Here is a 22,347-nt window from a genome sequence, read left to right on the forward strand (position 1 = left end):
ATTAGCATCTTTGTGATTATAGAGGGGTAAAGCAGTTTTTATCGTCGTCTAAAACTTAAACTTTTTAGTAAATCTGCTTTTGTAATATCTTTATTATTATTTAAATCAGCAATAGTTCTTGCTACTTTTAATACTTTGTTTATACTTCTAAAAGTTAGCTCATAAGAAATAATAGCTTTTTGGAAAAGAAAAGAAGATTCCTCATCTAAAATACAATATTTTTTTATATCTTCATCTTTCAACTTACCATTTAATTCACTTTGTCCTCTATTTTTTTGAGCAATAAAAGCATTTATTACATTTTGGTGTAACTCTTCTGAACTTACTGTATTTTTAGAATCATTTGAAGTATCATTCATAACAACATATAAATCAATTCTGTCTAAGAATGGGTCTGATAATCGGTTCTTATATCTTTGAATTTCTGCTTCATTACATCTGCATTGTTTAATGCTTGAAAGTAAATTTCCACAAGGACATGGGTTCATAGATGCAACAAAAATAAACTTTGTTAAATATTCTGTTTTACTATTTACTCGTGAGATTAATATTTTATTATCTTCTAAAGGCTCTCTCATAGCTTCTAAAACTGATTTCGAGAAATGTGGCAATTCGTCAAAGAACAAAATACCGTTGTTGCTAAGTGCAATTTCTCCTATTTTTGCATTTGTACTTCCTCCTCCAAAAATTGAAGATTTTGTAGAACTGTGATGAGGATTTCTAAAAGTTCTAATAGGTACAAAATCGATTTCTTTATAATCTAAAGCTTGCAGTTTTGCTTTTTCAAGTATTTCTTCAAGACTCATTGGTGGAAGTATATTTTTAATTCTTTTACTAATCATTGATTTTCCACATCCAGGGGAACCTTCAAAAATCAAATTATGATTTCCTGCAGCACTAATTAATGCTGCAAATTTTGCATTTTCTTGTCCTATTACATCAGAAAAATCTTCTTCATATTTTTTATCATAATAGAATTTCTCATCATTAATATCTATTGTTTCATATTCTAAAGTAGTTGATTTATATTTGTATTTTTCTTTATCATCATTATTCTTTAAATTAAAAAATTCTATTGCATTTTTTAGATTATTTACAACATATATTTCTAAATTAGGTATATTAGATATATATTTTGCACTTTCTTCACAAACTAAAAGTTTTTTAATTCTTTTATTTTTAGCTAAAGATAAAACAAGAGGAAAGATTGTGCTTGTATCTTTAATATCACCATTTAAACTAAGCTCCCCAAAAACATGAAAATCGCAGAATACATCTTTTTTTAAATCATATAAAGCAATTTGTAATGCAATTGCTAAATCAAAATGTGTACCTTTCTTTTTAACATCTGAAGGGGATAGATTAATTGTAATTTTTAGTGGAGGGAATTTGTATTCATTCATTAAAAGTGCAGATTTAACTCTATCTTTTGATTCTTGAATACTTGTTGAAATTAATCCAACAATAGTAAATGATGGCAAACCTTTTGTAAATGTTGATTCAACATTAATATTTAAAGCGTCAATTCCATCTAAAGAAGCAGAATTTATAATTTTCAAAGAATATCCTTTAATAATATTTAAAATTATTATAGCTTATTATTTACTCTTTTTACTTATACTATCAATCAAAATTGTTATAATGCAATTAATTAAATAATACAACAATAGGAAAATAATGACATCAAATAAAAAATCTTTTGGACTATGGAACGCAATATTTTTAGGAATTGGTTCAATGGTTGGAGCTGGAATATTTATAGTAATTGGACAAGCAGGAGCAATTGCTGGAAATTTTGTAATAGCTTCTTTTCTTATTGCAGGAATTATTGCTTTATTATGTGGATACTCACTTAGTAAACTTTCAGTTACCTATCCAAGTCGTGGAGGGATTATTGAGTATTTAGTCCAAGCATATGGAAAAGGTTTATTTTCTGGATCATTAGGAATACTTTTTTATTTTGCTCAACTTATATCAATTGCAGCTGTAGCAAAATCTTTTGGTACCTATGCTAGTACATATTTAAAATCAGGAATAAATGACTTTAATATTAATATGTTTGCCTTAATAGTATTAGGAGTATTTGTAATTATAAATCTACTAGGGGCTGCTTTTATTTCTAAAATAGAATCATCAATTGTCATTATTAAGTTAATTGCTTTAATCATTTTTACCTTTACTGCAATACTTTATATTGAACCTTCACATTTTAGTTTTAAAAATAGTCCCAGTTCTTTGACAATTTTATACTCATTGGGATTAACTTTTTTTGCTTTTCAAGGTTTTAGTGTTATTACAAATAGTGTTGAAGATATGGATAATCCTTCTGATACAATGTTAAAATCTATGATAATCACAATAATTTTAGTAGCAATTTTATATATAAGTGTGAGTATCGCTGTTTTTGGGAATTTAAGTTTGGAACAAATTATTAAAAGTGAAGACTTTGCACTAGCTAAAGCTGCACTACCTATATTTGGCATATTAGGATTTAAACTAATAGCAGCAACTGCATTATTAGCAACAGCCTCTGCAATTAATGCAACACTTTATGCAGCAACACAAATAGGCTATACTTTAGCAAAAGAAGGTGATTTACCTAATGTTTATCAAAGACATATTTATCATAATACAGAAGGGCTTATTATTTCAGCTTTAATTGTAGTACCTATGATATTATTTTTGGATTTAGGAACAATTGCATCAATTGCTGCCATCATAGTTTTATTAATACAAGAATTAACACATATTGGCCATTTATTTGTAATAAAAGAAACAAAAGCTAATATCTTTATAATTATCTTAAGCATATTAGGTACTTTTTTAGCTGCAGGGTTTGCTATATATTATACATCTAAAGAAATTAATTACTTTTTCATTTATATTCTAATTACTTTTATTATTGCATTTATTATTGAAATATTACTTCGGAAATTAAATAAAAGAGAAATAAAAGAACAATGTTAAGTAAATGTCTTGTACTTTTTAATTTTTAATATCAATACAAACTATAAATTGGTATAAATATATCTTATATAATTTAATAAATTTAAAGGAAAATACTTTATGAAATTAATGTCATGTCCAGAATGTCAAAGTGAAATTAAAGAACAGTTAGGAACAGTTTGTCCTAAATGTGGATATACAGTTGGATATTTTAATGAAACAAATAAAAGACCAAAGTATGCAAAGTTTTTTGCACTTAGCGTGTTTTTACCTTTTATAACGTTTATAACTATCATTTTTACATCAATAAATACTATAAGTTTTATATTTGGAGTTATTGTTTTTTTATTTTCTGCATATAAATCTTTTCCATATTTTTATAGGAATTTATTTATCACAAAATTTGAAAAAATATTCTTTTGGTTAGTTTGGATATTAGTAAATAGTTTGCTTTTATCTATGATATATAATGTAGTTCATAAACTGCAGTTAGTTTAATAAGTTAAAGAAAAAGAAAAAATATTAATTTATTTTTTCTCTTCTTTTAGTTTTTTCTTCCACTCTTTTTCAAACTTCTTTCTTTTTAAAAAAGATAAGTTTTCAATAAATAAGTGTCCTGATAAATGTTCCATTTCATGTTGCCATGCAACAGCTAAAAAACCTTCAGTTTCCATTATTTGTTTTTCGCCTTCACGATTATAGTATTCAACTACAATATGTTCAGCTCTTGTAACATCTTCAGTAAACCCAGGTACACTTAAACAACCTTCTGTAAAAACTTGCTCACCATCTTTATGAGTAATTACTGGATTAATAGCTTCAATTAAATTTTCTTGGCTTTGAACATCTTCTTCATCTGGTAAACAAATGATTAAAATATTTAAAGGAATAGCAACTTGAATTGCAGCAAGTCCAACACCAGCATGATCAATCATAGTTTCGTACATATCATCTAAAAGTGTGTGAAGTTCTGAGTCGAACTTCACAACATCTTCAGACTTTAATCGAAGTAATTTATTTGGATAAGTTATAACTTCTCTAATCATTAGATTTACTACTTATGTTTAGCGATAACTTCGTCAATAAGACCATACTCACAAGCTTGAGGTGCACTCATAAAGTTATCTCTTTCAGTATCTTCAGCAATTTTTTCAACTTTTTGACCAGTTTGTTCTGCAATCATTGCATTTAAATCGTCTTTCATTCTTTGAATTTCTTTTGCTTGAATTTGAATATCAGTTGATTGACCTTGAGCACCACCACTTGGTTGGTGAATCATGATTCTTGAGTTAGGAAGAGAATATCTCTTTCCTTTTACTCCAGCTGATAATAAAAATGCACCCATAGATGCAGCTTGACCAATACAAATAGTACAAACATCAGGTTTAATATAATTCATAGTGTCATAAATAGACATTCCACTAGTAATTACTCCACCTGGAGAGTTTATGTATAAATAGATATCTTTATCTGGATCTTCAGCTTCTAAGAATAATAATTGAGCAACAATAGTTGATGCTACTTGATCATTTACTTCACCACTTAACATGATGATTCTATCTTTAAGAAGTCTTGAATAAATATCGTAACTTCTTTCTCCTCTTCCAGTTTGTTCAACTACATATGGTATATAACTCATTTTTTATCCTATAACCTAAAAGGTTTTATTTTGCTAATTTTTCGTCTAATAATTTAGTAATTACTTTTTCTTCAATCATAGACATTTTAATTGCTGGAAGGTATCCTGCTTCTTGATATTGTTTTAATACATCTTGAGGATTTTGTCCCATTTGCATTGCTTCGTAGTATAATACTTGAGAAACTTCTTGATCTGTAACATCAACACTCTCAGCTTTTGCTAATGCATCAACGATGAATGTAGCTTTAACAGAATTTTGTGCATCTTCTTTTAATTCTTCTCTCATTTCTTCAACTTTAGCAGCATCTTCTTGTAAAGCTTTAATTTCGTCTTCACTCATAGATCTTACTTTGTTGTTTAATGCTTGATTAACTTCTTGATCAACAACAGTTGATGGTAATGCGAAAGTTAATTTTTCAACTAAAGTTTCTAAATATGCAGGTTTTAATTCTTCTCTGTAGTATTTATTTTTTGCTTCAGCTTTCATTTGCTCTTCAAGTTTTTCTTTTAATGTATCAACAGTTACATTTTCTTCACCTGGTAACATTTTTGCAGCGAATTCGTCATTGATTTCACCAGCAGCTTTTTCTTGAATTTCATGTAATTTTACTTTAAATACAGCTTCTTTACCAGCTAAATCAGCTGATTGGTATTCTGCTGGGAAAGTAACAGTGATATCTTTTTCTTCATCATATTTCATACCAATTACTTGATCTTCAAATCCTGGAATAAATGAACCAGAACCGATGTGTAATGCAAATTTCTCAGCTTTTCCACCATCAAATGCAACACCATCAACAAAACCTTCAAAATCAATTAAAGCGTGATCTTGGTCTTTAACCATTCTTTTTCTAGCAATTTTAGTTAATGGTGCAGATTGTGCAGCCATTTCTTCTAATTTAGCATCAATTTCTTTTGCATCTATTGCTTTGTCTTCAACTTCTGGTAAGAATGATTTATAATCACCTAATTCTACTGCTGGTTTACAAGCAACTGATACTTCAACATCAATTGAACCATCTTCTTTTTTATCAAATTTAGTAATTGAAGGCTCACCTACTAAATCTTCATTAGTAATGTTTAATTCTTTTAAACCATCTGCTAAGATTGCTCTTAATGCTTCACCTTCAGCGTCTTCAGTTAATTTATCTGCATATCTTTGTTTTACAACAGCAACAGGAACTTTACCTTTTCTAAAACCTTGAATATCCATAGTTTTAGCAGCTTGTTTAGCTACTTTATCTAAGTTAGTGTCAATTGTTTCTTTTGTAATTGTTGCAGATACTACTGCGTTTGCTTCGTCTACTTTATTTGCTTTGAATTCCATCAAATTTACTCCGATTGTTATAATTTAACCGTGATTTTATCTAAATATTACTAAGCCTTTTATAAAATACATTTTTAAAGGAGTTTTACCTTGCAATTTTTATACATAAATGTGATTTACTTAATGCTAATACCAGCTTTTATTTTAATGTTTTTTATAATCACAAAAAAGAATTCATTTGAACAATATTTTTCAAAAGATATATTAGAGAAACTTTCTGTTTCAAACCAATATTCCTCAAATAAAGCTAGAAATATAACTTTATTTATTTCATTACTATTTATGATAATAGCACTCGCACGTCCAGTTGCAAATGAAAAAACACACGAATCAAAACAAGAGCTAAATGCAGTTATAGTTGCAATTGATGTTTCAAAATCCATGCTAGCAAATGATATTTATCCAAATAGATTAGAGTTTGCAAAGAAAAAATTACTTGATATTATAGAAATTTCAAAAACAAATGCATTAGGAGTTATTTTATTCGCAAAGTCCTCATTTATCCTCTCACCAGTAACTCAAGATTTTACATCTTTAAAAATATTAATTGAAAACTTAGATACAGGAATCAATTTTGATAATGGAACTAATATCTATTCAACATTAGAAACAACAAATAAATTATTAAAAGACTTTAAGCATAAAAACCTAATCTTATTAAGTGATGGAGCAGATAAAAAAAACTTTGAGGAAGAAATAGAGTTTGCAAAACAAAACAACATAAATATTTACACAATTGCAACTGCAAGTAAAAAAGGCTCAGCTATTAAACTTAAAGATGGAAACTATTTAGTTGATACTAAAGGCAATATTGTAAATGTAAGATTAAATGAGAATATCAAAGAATTAAGCTTAAAAACAAATGGTGCATATATTAACTATTCATTAGATTCAAATGATATAACTCAGGTTTTAAATGAGATTAATTCAAAATCACAAAAACAAGAGTTTGAAGAAAAAAGATTTAAAACTTATACTGAACTTTTCTATTATCCTCTTGGCTTGGCTATATTTTTAATACTAATTGCTTTTTCATCATTGCCAAAATTAAGCTTTAAAAATAAAAAAAACATAATTTCAATTTTTCTATTATCTTTATGTTTTAATTTACAAAATACAAAGGCAGCTACTTTTGATTTCCAAACAATCAATGATGCAAAAAACGCTTATAAGGCTCAAAATTATGGAAAAGCTGCAAAAGAGTTTTCAAGTATAAAACAAAGCTCCCAAGCTAAATATAATCTTGCAAATTCACTTTATAAAGAAGGTAAATTTAAAGAAGCTATAAATGAGTATAAAAGTATAGAAAGTGATGATAAAGATTTAAACTATCAAAAATTTCATAATCTTGGAAACTCTTACGTAAAAGCAAAAAATTTACAAGAAGCAAAAAAAACTTATGAAGAAGCACTAAAATTAAAGAATGACAAACAAACAAAAGAAAACCTAGATTTAGTTAATAAAGCATTAAAAAAACAAGAGCAAAAAAATAAAGGTAATAAAAACAAAAAAGATAAGAATAAAGACAAGAAAGAAAATAAAGATAAGAAGAAGAATAAAGATTCAGAAAAAGAGAATTCAGATAAAAAAGATAAAGACCAAAAGCAAGATAAAAACAAAGATAAAAAAGATACACAGAATAAAAAAGAAGAAAATAAAGACAAGCAAAATAAAAAAGATACACAAGTAAAAAAACAAAATGAAATATCAGATTTAGAAGAGCAAAAATGGTTAAAACAATTAGATAATCAAAAAACAAACTCTTTAATGAAAAAAATGGAATCTAAAATACAGAATAGTAACTCGCAAAATCCTTGGTAGAACTTTGCGAATTTAGATAAGCGGAAAACTAAATATTAGTAGTTTTTAGATTTTCTCATTTGAAGTAACTCTCTTTGAACAGAAATATTTACATCTTCATTTGGTTCATAATCAAGTGAATAATTTCTTCCATCATAATCAACAGAATTTAAAATTACTTTAATAGCTTCAAGTCTAGCTTTATGTTTATCATCTGATCTAACTATATGCCAAGGTGCTGATCTTGAAGTCGTACGTCTTAACATCTCATATTTCTTTTCAGAAAACTCATCCCATAAATCTTGCGCTTGCATATCAACTTCAGAAAATTTCCATTGTCTTAATGGATCTTGAATTCTTCTATCAAATCTTCTTTTTTGTTCTTCTTTTGAAACTGAGAAATAAAGTTTGATTAATATCATTCCTTGTCTTACTAAATCTTGCTCAAAATTAACAACATCTTCCATAAAAATTTCATGTTCTTCTTTTGTACAAAATCCAAAAATAGGCTCTACCATTGCTCTATTGTACCAAGACCTATCAAATAGTACTATTTCACCACCTGTTGGGAAACGTTCAACATATCTTTGAAAGAACCATTGTGTTCTTTGAGTTTCTGTTGGCTTACCAAGGGCTACAATTCTGTAATGCTTATTATTCATATATCTAGTCATACGTCTAATTGCACCACCTTTTCCAGAAGCATCTCTTCCTTCAAAGATAATAATCATTCTTTGCGAATTTGATTCTAAATGATTTTGAAGTTTAATTAATTCAATTTGATATTTTTTTAATTCTTCAAGATCGTATATTTTTTGTATACCTTCAGCTAAAATTTCAGGATTAAGCTTTTTATAATTACCTAAAATTGCAATTAATTCTTCATTTTCTTTTATTAATTTTGATAACTGTTCATTTTCAAAACTATTATTTTTTTCTTCATTTTTAATAACAGTTGGTTCTATAGTATCCTCTTTTACGATTATTGAATCTTTAAATTTAAGCATCAAATCTAAAGCTGTTTTTTTTGTTAGACCATCTTTTCTAGTATATCCTAGTACTTTTACGTATCTTTTTCTTTCATATTGAAATCTTGCAATATATTTTTTTCCAAAAGTAGGATGGGCAGCTTTAGAAATATATAATCCACTATGGTTTGTTTTCTCAAAATCACTTAAATTCATAATTATACAGACCTTGCAAATTTATTTTCTTGTTCCATATTTCCTATCTCTTCTGTACCTGAAATTAAGATATTATCATCAGTTTTTATATGTTCATCATCTATTTTATTAGGATACTCAACATGATCTAAAATATATTTTATACAATTTATTCTAGCTTGTTTTTTATCATCACTTTTAATAACAGTCCATGGTGAAACGTCAGTATTTGAAGCCATTAACATTGAAAACTTAGCAATTGTATATTTATCCCAAAGTTTTTGAGACTCTTTATCTACAGGTGAAAGCTTATATTGTTTTAAAGGATCTACTTCTCTTTTTTTGAATCTTTTTGCTTGTTCTTTTTTAGAAACTGAAAAATAGAATTTCATTAAAATAATTCCTGATTTTACAAGCATTTGCTCAAATTCAGGAACTTCTTTTAAAAATTCATGATGTTCTGTTGTTGAACAAAATCCCATTACAGGTTCAACTCCAGCTCTGTTATACCATGACCTATCAAATAGTACAATTTCTCCCGCACTTGGAAGATATTGAGTGTATCTTTGAAAATACCATTGAGAGGTTTCTCTATCACTTGGTTTCTCTAGAGCAATAACTCTAGCACCTCTTGGGTTTAAATGTTCAGTAATTCTTTTGATAGTTCCACCCTTACCAGCAGCGTCTCTACCTTCAAAAATCATAAGAACTTTTAATCCCTGCTCTTTTACATGATTTTGGAATTTTAATAATTCAATTTGAAGTTTAGTTAGTTCTTTTTCATACTCTAAAGTATCTTTTTTAACCCAAATTTGGACTTTCTTTGATTTTTTCTTTTTCTTATTTTTCGAATTTGAATCTTTATCTTCTTTATTCTCTTTTTCTAGTGAAGAGTTTAAATCTTCTAAATCTTTTATTTCGTTATGAATAATATCTCTATCTTTTCCCATTAATTTAATCCTTTATGAAAGTCTGCTTATATACTCATTATATCCAAAATTGTTTACAATTTGATAACATGAATCTGATACTTTAATTACAATTGATGGTAACTTTATTCCATTAAATGTGGTAGTTTTTACCATTGTGTAATGTATCATGTCTTCTAAGATTATTTTATCACCAATTTTTAAGGGCTTATCAAAAGAGTAATCTCCGATTATATCTCCAGCTAAACAAGTATTTCCACCAAGTCTATAAGTAAACTCTTTTTCATTTGCAAGTGCACTATTTCTAATATCTGCACGATATGGCATTGCAAGAGTATCTGGCATATGTGCTTCTGCTGATGTATCTAAAATTGCTAAATTCATTCCATTTTTAACTACATCCAAAACAGTTGCAACTAAATAACCAGTTTGCCATCCAACAGCTTCACCTGGTTCTAGATATACTTCAAGGTGTGGATATCTTAATTTAAACTCTTTTAATAATTTAATTAAACCAACAACATCATAATCAGCTCTAGTAATATGATGTCCTCCACCAAAATTTACCCATTTTAATTGTGAGAAATATTGTGAAAAGTTTTTTTCAAATGCTTCAAGTACACCTTCAAGAGCATCAACATTTTGCTCACAAAGTGCGTGAAAATGAAGACCTTCAACACCTTCAAGATTATTTTCTTCAAAGTTTGCTTTTGTAATACCTAATCTTGAATTAACAGCACAGGGATTGTATAAATCTACCTCAACAGATGAATACTCAGGATTTATACGTAAACCTATTGAAGTTTTATTTATTGCTTTTTGTCTGTATCTATTTAATTGGTTAAAAGAGTTAAAAACTAAGTGGTTTGAAAGATCAATTATTTCTTCAATTTCTTCATCTTTAAAAGCAGGAGAGTAAGTATGAACTTCTCCACCAAACTCATTTTTAGCAAGAAGTGCTTCATGTAATCCTGAAGCACAACAGCCTTTTAAATATTTTTTACACAACTCAAAAGTTGAGTATAAAGAAAAACCTTTTAAAGCTAAAAGAATATTTACATCAGCTTCATCTTGCACTTTTTTTAATAGTTTTAAATTCTTTTCAAGTAAGTCTTGTTCACATACAAAACTAGGACTTGGAAGTTTTTCAAAACTATCTACTGTTTGATTAATCTTCTTCAAAAGGCTCAAAGTCCTCTTTTGTTACACCACAATCAGGACATTCCCAATCTTCTGGAATGTCTTCAAATGCAGTTCCTGCTTCTATTCCTGAATCTGGATCTCCAAGAGCTGGGTCATAAATATAATCACATACTGTACAAATATACTTTTTCATTTTAATTCCTTTTTATTTTTTTATATTTTTTTATTAGTCTACTGGTAAATCTAAAATTGTCCAAGGTAAACCTTGAGTCATAAGTTCATCCATAAATGGTTTTGCATCAAACTCTTCTATATTAAAGACACCTTTTCCATCCCAAATACCCTGATAAATCATTTTAGTTCCAATCATCGCTGGAACTCCTGTAGTATAAGAAACTGCTTGAGCTCCCGTTTCTTTATAACACTCTTGATGGTCACATATATTATAAATATATACTTTTTTCTTTTTACCGTCTTTTATACCTTCGATAATACAACCAATATTAGTTTTTCCAACAGTTCTTGGTCCTAGTGATGCAGGATCTGGTAAAAGTGTAGCTAAAAACTCAATAGGAATAATTTTTTGTCCCTTGTGCTCTACTTCTTTAATACCTAACATCCCTACATTTTGAAGGCAATTCATGTGTTGAATATAAGCATCACCAAATGTCATAAAGAATCTAATTCTTTTTAAACCTTTGATATTTTTACATAATGATTCTAATTCTTCGTGATATAAAAGATAAGAAGGTTTTACACCAACTTCTGGATAGTCATGCTCAACTCTAATTTCTAAAGGTTTAGTTTCAATCCACTTACCCTCTTCCCAATATCTACCATTTGAAGAAACTTCTCTTAAGTTAATTTCAGGGTTAAAGTTTGTTGCAAATGGGTAACCGTGATCACCTGCATTACAATCCATGATGTCAATATAGTTTATCTCATCAAAAAGGTTTTGTTGAGCATAAGCACAAAATACACCTGTAACTCCAGGATCAAAACCAGAACCTAAAAGAGCTTTTACATTTGCTTTTTCAAATTGCTCTTGCTTTGCCCATTGTTCTTTGTATTCAAATTTTGCTTCATCTGGATGTTCGTAGTTTGCAGTATCTACATAATCAACACCTGTTTGCGTACATGCATCCATAATTGTTAAATCTTGATAAGGTAAAGCAACATTTAAAACAACACGTGGTTTTACTTCCTCGATTAATTTTACTAAAGAAGGAACATTATCTGCATCTACTGATGCAACATTTATAACTACGTTTTGATTTTTTTTGATATCACTTGCAATTGCTTCACATTTTGATATGGTTCTTGATGCTAAAGTAATCTTTTCAAATGTATTTATGTTCATTGCACACTTAGTTGTTGCAACACGGCTAACGCCACCAGCTCCGATAATTAAAATACCTGTATTAGTATTTGCCATCTTTACCTCTTTTAATTTATATTAACTATTATTATATTATATTTTAAGTAAATATTTGTTAAAGTTGCGAATTATATATGGGGATGATTTGGCTTCGATTAGAGCATTGAAGTCTAGTTGCATGTCGGCCTGAACACGCCGTTATACGGTTCATTTTTTTTAAACGCAAATAATACTAATTATTCTCCAGCTTACGCAGCAGCGTAAGTTTTAATTTAGACTCCCCTTAAGTGGGTCGAGACTAGGAGGCTCATTCTACTGATGCTATATAGGTAGATTTAAATGGGCTCACCCTAATAGCTTATCTTTAAAGAGTTGATTTAACTTTAAAGAGACATTCCTAATCTTATCTTTCATAAGCCTTGCAGGTTGAGCTTATGATAAGTGAAATTGATCGACCTCTTCTAAACATGTAGACGCTATGCGGATATGTTTTAAGACTCCGGTTCAATCCCGGACATCTCCACCAAAAAATTATTTTATCTATACAAGTCCTATTTTATCTATACAAGTCCTATTTTATAGGTCTTTTAAAGATTATTTCCATACCTAATAAAAACTTTAGTCACCTATTAGACACCCTAAAAATAAATTTCAAAATTTACACATATAATTCAAAAATTTAAATTATACTTTTTAGTTTTTACAATTTTTATATTAATTTTTTATTACAATAGGTAAAATGTAATCGTTTTTAAGAGTAAATATTAAGATTAATGTAAATTTAATATTTTGTATAATATAATAAAAACAATAAATGCGAAAGCAAGATGATTATTCATCACTTGGGCTGGTCTTTCTGATAGACTAAAAGGGTTCTTCTTTGAAGAGCCCTTTTTTATTGCTCTTTTTTCGGAAACTTAAATTCATATATTCTTTTATTTAAATTAAATTTCTCATTGAACTCATCTTGTGTTATATGATGATGTGAATTTATATAATACTCATTTTCAATATTCCCAAGGTGTTTTTTTAATGAAACATAATGATAATTAGAATTTTTTCTTCTTACAAAAATCATATCTGTTTTTAAGTTAGATAATTTTAGAGATTCTTTTGTAAAAACATACAATGGTTTGTATAAGGTTTTTTGAATCCATGAAAAAGCTTGAATTTTATTAATATCACATCCATCTAATTCATAATCATGTGTTAAGTTTGATTCATAAAATATGTTCTTAATAAATTCATCTTTTGTTGTTTTAGAAAATATTTTTTTTCCATCTTCAACATGATAATCTTTATATCCAATTAAATGAGGAAAATTCTTTAGATTAACATTTATTTTAATAGGCATTTCATTTTTAAATATTTCTTCAAATGTTGTTTTTAAAGACTTCTGTATTCTATTTAAATTATTATTATATAAACTAAAATCAAGCGTCATATTTTTATATGTAAAAGTTTCTAAAAAATAAAAAAGTAAAGCTTTGTAATTTAAATATTCTAATTCAAGCTTTTCAGGAAATTTTGTATCTTCAATATATTGTTTTATATATTTATCTTTTTTTATTTTCAGTTCATTGATAATTTCTCTTTGAGTTTCATGTTTTTTAAGTTCATTCTTAAAGTTATCAATTATATCTTCTAAATAATCTTCTTTAATTAATGACTCAATTAATTCATTAATTTTAATCTCTTTATTCTCTTTGTATTCTGTTTCTAAATTCATAGTGTAATTATATATAAAATTAATACAAAGCTAGTTAAATTTCTATTTCCCTTTAATTTTTTTCAATTTATCGTAAGCACTATTTATATTTTGAGTAATTTCAGTATAAAGTTCAATTTCATCTAAATTCTTATCAGGATGATAAATAGAAACTAAAGCCCTATACGATTTTTTGATATGTGAAAAATCATCATTTTCACTTACTCCTAAAATGATATAAGCACTTTGAGAATAGAATCTTTTAAGTTCATCTGCTATATGTTCTAAGTTTTCATACTCTTCATAAATAGTTTCTTCTTTAGTTTCCTTATATGAACCTCTAAAGTCTTCTTTGTATCTTTGTTCTCTTTTCTTTGAATCATTATCTCTATAGCCATTATATGAGTTCTTAGAGCTATAATCATCTTCTTTTTTTGAATAATCATTATTTGATTGTTCTTTATTTCTATTTGAGAAATCTTCACTTTCATTATATGAATATTCTTGTTTTTCATTGTGTGAAGAATTTGAATAATTTTCTTCTTTTTTTGTTCTGAAAAAGAAACCTTTTATAACAAGTAAAATATCTTTAATCCAATTAAAGAGCCTAAGTATTTTATAAAAAATAGATACAAAGAAAAAGTAAGTATTAGAAGTCATATTTTTAATACTTGTAAAAATATCAGCTATAAAGGAAAATACGAATTTTACATGAGGTATTATAAGTCCAACAGAAACAACAATATCTTCATTTAGAAGTATATGAGTTTTACTTGTAGCTGTAATTAAATAGTAAGAAAATAATAAGATTATAATTCTATAAATTGGTTTTTCAAATCTCTTTGAGATGAAATAAGATATAGCAAATACTATTAAAATCATTACTGAGTTATCAAAGTTTAAAGAATCAATATCGTTTAAAAAAGTTTCTAAATATTCCATTTTTAAAACTCTACATTTTCAAGATCAACGTAAGAAATATTATCATTGATATTTTTATAATTAATAGCATAAGGTTTCATTTTTGAAAAACCATTAAACATAAAATCTTTGTAGTAAGGTTTTATATTTAATTTTAAAGGCTTTTTGTTTGCATATATAAATAAAGCTTCATCATCTTGCATGGTTCTAATTTCACTTGCACTCATTACATTATTCTTTTCAAAAACTGGTTCACCTAGTGCTGATTGTTCTAGAGTTTTTTTATGTCCAAACATTCTTTCAAGATTTGAGGCTAAATCTAAATCAGCACCACTTAGAATTAATTTACTTGCAACTCCACCATCAAGAATAGTTTTAGCTTTATTTACTGAATACACTTCGTTTAATTGGCTAATACTTTGAATGATAATAGAAATTGAAACTTTGTATTTTCTAATAGTTGTAATAATAGAAGGAAATTTTGGAATATTCATATTTCCAAACTCATCAAGTAAACAATAAATTGGTAAGTCTTTTTTAGATGGTATCTTTTCCATCATTTCATTAAATAATTGAGAATAAAAAAGACTTAATAAAAAAGAATATTGTTCTTGATATTGTTGTTCTATTCTAATATATACAACTGATTTTTCTTCTCTAAACTTCTTAAAATCAATATTATGTGAATAAGTTAATTTTTCTAAATTATCATTTATACCTATTGGACTAAGGGCAATATTAGCAGTAGAAATAAAAGATTGAATAGTTTTCTCATTACCTGTAACAAATCCCTTATATTCATTAAAAGTTTTATCATCTGCATATCTTTTTACAAAGTCATCTAAAGGCTGTCCGTTTGTACCAAAGTTATTAAGCATATATCTAACATTTGCTAGATTAATATATTTTTTATCACCCGTACCTTTTAAAACTTTTATCAGAATTGATATAAAGTTTTTAGCTCCATCACTCCAGATTTTATCATCTGCATTACTTCCTTTTAACCCTGATGAGCTTATTAATATCTCGCTAACCATATCAATACTCATAGAATCATTTGCATAGTCTAAAGGATTGTATCTTATGGATTCGTTTAGGTTTTTTGGATCTAGTACATGAATATGGTAACCTTTACTTTTTAAGTAACCACTTGTTTTTTCAAATATCTCTCCACTTAGGTCTGTAATAACCATAGAAGTCTTCCCAGAACCTAGTTTATAGATATTAGGTAATACGAAAGAAGTTGTTTTACCTCCACCAGTTCTAGAAATTAAAGCAAGATGATTAAAGCTCTCTTTACTCGTTAATCTTTTATTTTTTCCATCTATTAATAGTCCATCATTAAACTTTGAAAAAAGCTTTGATTCATCGGCTCTTTTCATCATTCCATCATCTTTATTAAAGGGTTTAAATAGAAGGTAATATATCCAGTAGAATGGATTTAAAAATCCTATTCCCAAACCTTTAAAGAATTTAAGTACGAATTTAAGCATAAAAAATATTATTAGTAAAAGTATAACAAGCTGAACAATATTATCCATAGAAAGCCTTATTTTTAATTGTATTTATTTTATATTAAAAATAGTTATTTTTTGCTTTGCAAGATAAATCTTTTTGTAATTTGATTTAGTCTGTTTTTTCATCTAAAGTGTGAGCTTTCACGTGAGTAAGATTTATCTTGTTTTTGTTTATCCCGTCTTATTTCTCTTTCTTTGATATTTTCAAACTCTTTTGTTTTAGAAGTATATAAAGTATCAAGCCCTAGAGTTTTTAATCTATATTTCTTCTTTTCATAAATTACCCCTAAAGTTTGACCTCTTTTATATACTTCAAAACCATTATTCTTTAAATAGTTATCTAGAAAAGTTTGTGAAGTAGCCTTATTTAGTATTCTTTCTAGATTCTCTTTGATCTTGTCTTTTAATGTTTTTGTATTTCTTTTTGTTTTAATCTCTTGCTCGTTTTGTTTATCTTTTGAAAGGTCTTTTGTTTTTTCGTAGTGTCTAGTTTTTCCAAGCTCTTTATATTTCAAGTTTTTATAGCTTTCTATCTCTTTTTGAATATATGCAAACTCTTTTTTTGAGAGTCTAATTCTTTTTTGTCCTTCAATTTCATTTGCACTTATCATTAGTGGAGTGGTAACATGAATTCATACTCGGAATTTAACAATTCTGAGATAAAATAAAATGAATAAAGGTTACAAATGAGAAAGAGTAAATACAGTAAAGAGTTCAAAGATTCCACAGTACAATTAATTTTAAATGATGGTGAAAGCGTTGTAAAAGTAGCAAAAGATTTAGGTTTAAATACAAAGACATTATATCATTGGGTTACTATATATAAAAAAGCTCATAATATACCAATACGAGATATAAATTCTTCTTCTAAAGAAAGTGATAATGAAGAACTAAAACGACTGAGACGTGAGAATAAAATACTAAAACAAGAAAGAGACATTTTAAAAAAGGCAGCAGCATACTTCGCAAAAGAAACTCTATAAGGTATGCTTGGATATTTGAGAATAAAAAGAGTTTTAGCATTAAGCTTATGTGTAAAGTTGTTAAAGTAGATTTATCTTCTTATTACCATTGGATAAAAACAGGGTCTGTTGTAAAAAAAGTAGATAAAAAACTTAATGAATTAATTGAGATTATTTTTCTTCAAGGTAGGAATAACTACGGTACTCGTAGGATTAGAGATAAACTAAAAGAATTATATGGATTAATTATTTCAAGAAGACGTATTTCAAATATCATGAAAGATTTAAATCTAAAAGTTAAAATGAAAAGAAGATATAAAAATACAACTGATTCTAATCATAATCTGCCAATTGCACCTAATATCTTAAATAGAGACTTTTATGCTTCAAGTCCAGATCAAAAATATGTAGGGGATATTACTTACATTCCAACAGGTGAAGGCTGGTTATATTTAGCAACGGTAATTGACCTATACTCAAGAAAAGTAGTTGGCTGGAGCATGGATGATACGATGAAAGTATCATTGGTAAATGATGCATTAAGTATGGCAATACTTCATAGGAATCCACCTTCTGGACTCATTTGGCACACAGATAGAGGCTCACAATATGCTTCTTATAGCCATAAAGATTTATTATTAAAAAACAATATTACACAAAGTATGAGTCGAAAAGGCAATTGCTGGGACAATTCTGTTGCTGAGAGTTTTTTTAAATCATTGAAACAAGAATTAGTTTATAACACATATTTTTATACAAAGAAACAAGCTAAAAAAGAGATATTTGAATATATTGAATTTTATTATAATAGAGTTAGAAGTCATAGTTATGTAGGAAATTTATCTCCTGTTAAATTTGAAGAAAAACAAAATGCGTTACAAAGTGAAATGGTGGCTTAGGGATAAGCAAAAAAGTGTATGAATTTTAGTTACCTCTCCACTTCAATTAAATTAAAAATACTCTTATCAAGAGAAAAAAAGTGTTGTGATATATTTTTATTTTCTTCACATACAAATTCAGATTCAAAAAAGCTTGGAGCTCTCCATTCTAATTCAATGCCTGAACTGTTAGCTTTGTCTTCTACTTCAATCTGCCCTTTTGGTTTTTTACCTTTATCTTGTCCCCATTCTTGATTAGTATAAATTAAAAGTTTTGTGATACTAGGATAATCTCTTTTTGCCTTATCTATTGTATCAAGTAAATCTTTTTTATGTTCAGAAATTCGTACTTCATAAAATTTTGCTTGCCAACCTATTACTTCATTATCAACTTCAATAGGATTTGTTTCTACTGCAGACTGATTTTTATAACGAAAGATTCCATAAGGTTGTTTATATTCTTTACAAAATAATAAGTAAGAAAACCATTCAAAGTTTTCTGTGCAATTGTCACTAAATTTAGCTTGAAATATTTTCCAGTTTGGTTTTATCATTTTTTCTTCTTGTATAAATAATTTAATTTGATTATATCAAAGAAAAAGATAATAACAAGTAACTTCAATTACTCTCAAATAAACAACTCTTTTCATAAAATAAGGATAAACTACAATTTTAAAAGATGTTCATAATCTTTCTTTATAATTCTTAAGATTTTTACCTTGTCTTTAGATATAGGGCTGTGTATCTAATACTATTCATTTATATAATATTGAACTTCAAATTTTAATATTTCATTTTCATTATTTTCTTCCATTGCTTGAATAATATTACTATTTACCTTTAAATCATTCTCTAAATTAATATATTCATTATATAGACCACTTTTAATTACTTTTGCTAGTTCAATGGAGAAACCTTCTTTTAAAAGTTTAATCATTTGAATATCACTCGTTCCATACTTTATTCTATCATAGAAGCTACTTTCGATTAACTCGAGGTCATTTAATATTTCTACATATGGCATTAAATTGAAATCTATAAAATCTTGCTCTTCTTTAATCCTTAATATAGCTATGTTAACTTTTTGACTTGGAGATTTTCTTGATAAGTCAATGTACAATTCTCTAAAACCATCCTGATATGGAGATGTTATCTCACCCCATCTTCCACCAACATAAATATATGAGTCTTGTTTAACATTCTCCCAGTACCATATAAATTTATTAATCATTTCATTATAGGAAGTCCCTGTTCCTCTCCATTCTAAAAACATAGAGTAAAAAGCTTTTGCTTTATCATTCTCTATACGGCTAAAGTTGGCAGAAGATTCATCCTTTAATCTTATTCTAAATAAAAATATTTGAGCAATAAGGAATATTAACCTATCTGAGGTAGATATAGGTTCAATATTTTTTGAATTATTATAGTTTTCTTCTAATTGTCTTTCATTTTCAAATATATCAAAGTCATGAATATTATTTTTAAAACATGCCTTTGCAATCTCGGTAGTTACAACTCTAAGGTTTTCAAGTTCACTCGTTCCTTCTTCTATATTTTCTTGAAATTCTTCTGCTTTTCTAATCTGATTTTCTTCTTCTGTAGTTAATTCATCGTCAAGATTTTTTTTAATTAATGGGTTATCTATTTCATCACTAATTATCTTATTATCTTTAACCCTTTCTTTTAAAAAATTTTCTATATTTGCTTGGTTATTAGAAAATTCACTTTTTATAATATAAACTTCAGGTTCTAGTAATTTTAAACTACCATTTTCATTGTCGAAAACTTCACTAAATCTACAAACCCTTCCTACTAAGTTTTTAAATTGTGAACTATTTAAGTTTCCTTTACCTTTTTTTGTATCTAAAAGAAATATTTTTTCTGCAGGAATATTAACTCCTTGTAATAATGTTGAAGTAGTGACTACATATTTAATCTCTTCAATTTTTGAAAAAGCATTTTCTACATATAAACGTACATTTTCAGGCATTCCTCCATGATGATAAACAACACCATTCCTTAATGTTTTGATTAAATCATAATCTACATGCAAAAATTCTTTCAATGCTTCTTGCACTTTTCTAATATTATCTGTAATTTCAATAGGATTTTGAATACTTTTAGAGAAGTTCTCTACGTACTTTGGTCTATTTATATATATAATATTTTTACTAGCTGCAAATCTATTTATAAAATCAAATGGATTTTGAATCATTTGCAAAGTTTGAATATCAAAGAACTTATTAACAAACTGGTCATAAATTTTTAATATTTTTTCATTAGAAATAAAATCATATACAAAATATTTTTCTACTTTTATAAATTCATAAATTTTATCTACTAATAAATTATTATTATTAAAAACTTTTAGTTTTTTTGGTTCAACTAAAAAAGGAGTAAAATAATAGTACCTTGTTTCAGGATTTCTTTTTTTTAATATTTTTAAATTTTGAATTGTAAGAATTTCTCTTTCATCATTTTCAATTAAATTATGAGCTTCATCAATTAATGTCATATCAAATGTTAACTCAGGATGTTTTTGTAGTAATCTTAACAATCTTTCTTGAGTTAAAATAGCTATAAAGTTCTCTGAACTATCATTTAACATATCAGGATGAGTAATTACTTTATTACGACTTTCCCGAATAAGAGAATTTTTAATAATTCTTTTTCTTGTTTGAGATAAAAGTGATTTAGTAGGAACTAAGATACAGATATTTTTATCTAAATTATCTTCAACCTTTTGAATTATTAATTCTGATTTCCCATATGAGGTAGGTGCTACAACAATAAAGTCATTTTCATTTTTAGAAAATTCAAAAAGTCTTTTTTGTCCAGCAGAAAAATAAATATTTTTATCATCTTGAGGATGTTTAAAATCTTCTTTATATGAAGACATTAAAAGTCCATGAAAGCTTTCACTAAAACTTTCAGAATTTAAATATTTTTCCTCAATAAACTTCGAAACAGGAATATAATCTTTATTAATTGAAATATCATAAAGTGGTTTATAGTCATTAAACGTATTTGCATACATCAATATGATTCTGTAACCAAATTTTTCTAATTCATTCTCTCCATAATTTAAAAATACTATAGCTGATTTTAATAATAAAAACTTTTCATTATCAGTTAAAGAATCATCTTTTTTAATAAGCTTTTTATATGCACTAAAAAAGCTAGTTTCAGTAAGAGTTCTTATTAATTGTATCTTTTGTAATTTTATTTTACTCATTGTTATTCTCGTTAAATTGGTCAATTAAAAAATCTTCTATTCTAGAATAAGTCTCTTTCTGTATTGAAAAGACAACTAATCCTACAAAAATATTTTCTGAATCTACACCTATTTTATAATTTTTTAGATTCTCAGGACAAATTCTAGTATCTAAATTTTTATATAAAACTGAACTTAGAATTACATTTCTTTCTAAATTTCTGTTTTCAGTATCGGGGTGATCTTCATCCAATAATTCTTTAATATCTAATCTTCTTTCTGAATTGAAAATAGTTGAGTTTACATCTATTAAAACCGAATCCCATAAAGTTGCTCTATTCCCTAGAGAATGTGCTTCTATATCATCTTTTGCTTTTTTTAGAAGACTTATATTTTTTGTATCTATATTTTCAGTAGAATTAGTATCTCCTCCAGATTTGACTTCACAATACCAAATAAGATCACTTTCATCAGTATAAACAACATCAAAACCTTTTCTTATACTATTCTCTTCTTTATTTTTCATTATAGAAATAGCTTCTAAATTAAGATAAGTAGGAAGTAATAAATGTGTTAACAATTCACCTATCATTCCTTTTTTTGTATCTGCTGTTTTAGTTTGATATCTTTCTAGAAATCTTTTTACTGTCGTATTATAAGTAAATTGAGGTCTTTCTTCTGCATCAACTGAACCATGCCAAAGACTACTTAACATTTGTACTATTTTTTCTTTTAATTCATCACTAAATTCTTCTACATAACATATGTAAACATTATCTTCTAAATTATGATGAAAACTAATACCTGAAATCATATTTATAT

At 26.9% G+C, this 22,347-nt stretch carries 21 protein-coding genes and 1 other RNA gene; 6 read left to right on the plus strand and 16 right to left on the minus strand.

All coding sequences use genetic code 11. The annotated features are described in order from the left end of the window. Positions 1–38: 38 nt before the first annotated feature. A complete protein-coding gene (locus LPB137_RS10850) occupies positions 39–1,559 on the minus strand; it encodes a YifB family Mg chelatase-like AAA ATPase (protein ID WP_076087931.1) in 1,521 nt (506 codons plus the stop codon). Between the two features lie 118 nt (positions 1,560–1,677). Between LPB137_RS10850 and LPB137_RS10855 the strand changes: the two genes are divergently transcribed. Together LPB137_RS10855 and LPB137_RS10860 are read left to right on the plus strand one after the other, a co-directional pair. Continuing rightward, complete coding sequence (locus tag LPB137_RS10855; protein ID WP_076087933.1) at positions 1,678–2,967, plus strand: APC family permease; 1,290 nt, start codon at positions 1,678–1,680, stop codon at positions 2,965–2,967. 99 nt (positions 2,968–3,066) lie between these two features. Beyond that, a complete protein-coding gene (locus tag LPB137_RS10860) occupies positions 3,067–3,444 on the plus strand; it encodes a hypothetical protein (RefSeq protein WP_076087935.1) in 378 nt (125 codons plus the stop codon). 29 nt (positions 3,445–3,473) lie between these two features. Here the strand turns inward: LPB137_RS10860 and def are convergent, their stop codons facing one another. Genes def through tig form a run of 3 tightly spaced genes read right to left on the minus strand, consistent with a single transcriptional unit; the run spans position 3,474 to position 5,912 of the window. Further along, on the minus strand, positions 3,474–3,992 hold the full coding sequence (gene def, locus LPB137_RS10865) for a peptide deformylase (RefSeq protein ID WP_076087937.1): 519 nt from the start codon (positions 3,990–3,992) through the stop codon (positions 3,474–3,476). 8 nt (positions 3,993–4,000) lie between these two features. After that, positions 4,001–4,585 (minus strand): ATP-dependent Clp endopeptidase proteolytic subunit ClpP, encoded by a 585-nt coding sequence (gene clpP, locus LPB137_RS10870; RefSeq protein WP_076087939.1) that lies wholly within the window; start codon positions 4,583–4,585, stop codon positions 4,001–4,003. A 25-nt stretch (positions 4,586–4,610) separates the two neighbouring features. Next, positions 4,611–5,912 (minus strand): trigger factor, encoded by a 1,302-nt coding sequence (tig, locus tag LPB137_RS10875; protein ID WP_076087941.1) that lies wholly within the window; start codon positions 5,910–5,912, stop codon positions 4,611–4,613. A gap of 90 nt (positions 5,913–6,002) precedes the next feature. On the opposite strand from tig, the gene LPB137_RS10880 reads away from it, so the two are divergent. Then, a complete protein-coding gene (locus LPB137_RS10880) occupies positions 6,003–7,733 on the plus strand; it encodes a vWA domain-containing protein (RefSeq protein WP_076087943.1) in 1,731 nt (576 codons plus the stop codon). A 35-nt stretch (positions 7,734–7,768) separates the two neighbouring features. On the opposite strand, the gene ppk2 (LPB137_RS10885) is transcribed toward LPB137_RS10880, so the two are convergent. The 5 genes from ppk2 (LPB137_RS10885) to LPB137_RS10905 are packed head-to-tail and all read right to left on the minus strand — an operon-like array spanning position 7,769 to position 12,382. Continuing rightward, entirely contained in the window at positions 7,769–8,896 is a 1,128-nt protein-coding gene (ppk2, locus tag LPB137_RS10885; protein WP_076087945.1) for a polyphosphate kinase 2, read from the minus strand. A gap of 2 nt (positions 8,897–8,898) precedes the next feature. Continuing rightward, on the minus strand, positions 8,899–9,825 hold the full coding sequence (ppk2, locus tag LPB137_RS10890) for a polyphosphate kinase 2 (protein WP_076087948.1): 927 nt from the start codon (positions 9,823–9,825) through the stop codon (positions 8,899–8,901). Positions 9,826–9,837: 12 nt separating this feature from the next. After that, on the minus strand, positions 9,838–10,986 hold the full coding sequence (gene nspC / locus LPB137_RS10895) for a carboxynorspermidine decarboxylase (protein ID WP_076087950.1): 1,149 nt from the start codon (positions 10,984–10,986) through the stop codon (positions 9,838–9,840). Next, entirely contained in the window at positions 10,973–11,140 is a 168-nt protein-coding gene (gene rd / locus LPB137_RS10900) for a rubredoxin (protein WP_076087952.1), read from the minus strand. The genes nspC and rd overlap by 14 nt, the downstream gene beginning before the upstream one ends. A 33-nt stretch (positions 11,141–11,173) precedes the next feature. Beyond that, a complete protein-coding gene (locus LPB137_RS10905; RefSeq protein ID WP_076087954.1) occupies positions 11,174–12,382 on the minus strand; it encodes a saccharopine dehydrogenase family protein in 1,209 nt (402 codons plus the stop codon). Between the two features lie 79 nt (positions 12,383–12,461). Here LPB137_RS10905 and ssrA point away from each other — a divergent pair. Then, positions 12,462–12,851, plus strand: a transfer-messenger RNA (tmRNA) gene (gene ssrA / locus LPB137_RS10910). Positions 12,852–13,220: 369 nt separating this feature from the next. On the opposite strand, the gene LPB137_RS10915 is transcribed toward ssrA, so the two are convergent. The 4 genes from LPB137_RS10915 to LPB137_RS10930 all read right to left on the minus strand — a co-directional run bounded on the left by LPB137_RS10915 (position 13,221) and on the right by LPB137_RS10930 (position 17,082). Continuing rightward, the gene (locus LPB137_RS10915) at positions 13,221–14,054 is read right to left on the minus strand and encodes a hypothetical protein (protein ID WP_076087956.1); all 834 of its coding nucleotides are present in this window, start codon (positions 14,052–14,054) and stop codon (positions 13,221–13,223) included. A 42-nt stretch (positions 14,055–14,096) separates the two neighbouring features. Further along, positions 14,097–14,975 (minus strand): J domain-containing protein, encoded by an 879-nt coding sequence (locus LPB137_RS10920; protein WP_076087958.1) that lies wholly within the window; start codon positions 14,973–14,975, stop codon positions 14,097–14,099. 2 nt (positions 14,976–14,977) lie between these two features. After that, entirely contained in the window at positions 14,978–16,495 is a 1,518-nt protein-coding gene (locus LPB137_RS10925) for a type IV secretory system conjugative DNA transfer family protein (RefSeq protein WP_076087960.1), read from the minus strand. Positions 16,496–16,593: 98 nt separating this feature from the next. Beyond that, positions 16,594–17,082: a hypothetical protein gene (locus LPB137_RS10930; protein WP_076087962.1), complete on the minus strand. Its 489-nt coding sequence runs from the start codon at positions 17,080–17,082 to the stop codon at positions 16,594–16,596. Positions 17,083–17,157: 75 nt separating this feature from the next. Between LPB137_RS10930 and LPB137_RS10935 the strand changes: the two genes are divergently transcribed. Beyond that, the gene (locus tag LPB137_RS10935; RefSeq protein WP_076083151.1) at positions 17,158–17,454 is read left to right on the plus strand and encodes a transposase; all 297 of its coding nucleotides are present in this window, start codon (positions 17,158–17,160) and stop codon (positions 17,452–17,454) included. Then, positions 17,451–18,332, plus strand: coding sequence for an IS3 family transposase (locus LPB137_RS10940; RefSeq protein WP_237671630.1), 882 nt, complete (start codon positions 17,451–17,453; stop codon positions 18,330–18,332). The genes LPB137_RS10935 and LPB137_RS10940 overlap by 4 nt, the downstream gene beginning before the upstream one ends. A gap of 29 nt (positions 18,333–18,361) precedes the next feature. Here the strand turns inward: LPB137_RS10940 and LPB137_RS10945 are convergent, their stop codons facing one another. The 3 genes from LPB137_RS10945 to LPB137_RS10955 form a co-directional block, all read right to left on the minus strand. After that, positions 18,362–18,865 (minus strand): hypothetical protein, encoded by a 504-nt coding sequence (locus LPB137_RS10945; protein ID WP_076087964.1) that lies wholly within the window; start codon positions 18,863–18,865, stop codon positions 18,362–18,364. A 197-nt stretch (positions 18,866–19,062) separates the two neighbouring features. Then, positions 19,063–21,546: a DEAD/DEAH box helicase family protein gene (locus LPB137_RS10950; protein ID WP_083657246.1), complete on the minus strand. Its 2,484-nt coding sequence runs from the start codon at positions 21,544–21,546 to the stop codon at positions 19,063–19,065. After that, entirely contained in the window at positions 21,539–22,339 is an 801-nt protein-coding gene (locus LPB137_RS10955; RefSeq protein ID WP_076087966.1) for a Hachiman antiphage defense system protein HamA, read from the minus strand. The genes LPB137_RS10950 and LPB137_RS10955 overlap by 8 nt, the downstream gene beginning before the upstream one ends. Between the last annotated feature and the right edge of the window lie 8 nt (positions 22,340–22,347).

Source organism: Poseidonibacter parvus, from assembly GCF_001956695.1.
GTDB classification, from domain to species: domain Bacteria; phylum Campylobacterota; class Campylobacteria; order Campylobacterales; family Arcobacteraceae; genus Poseidonibacter; species Poseidonibacter parvus.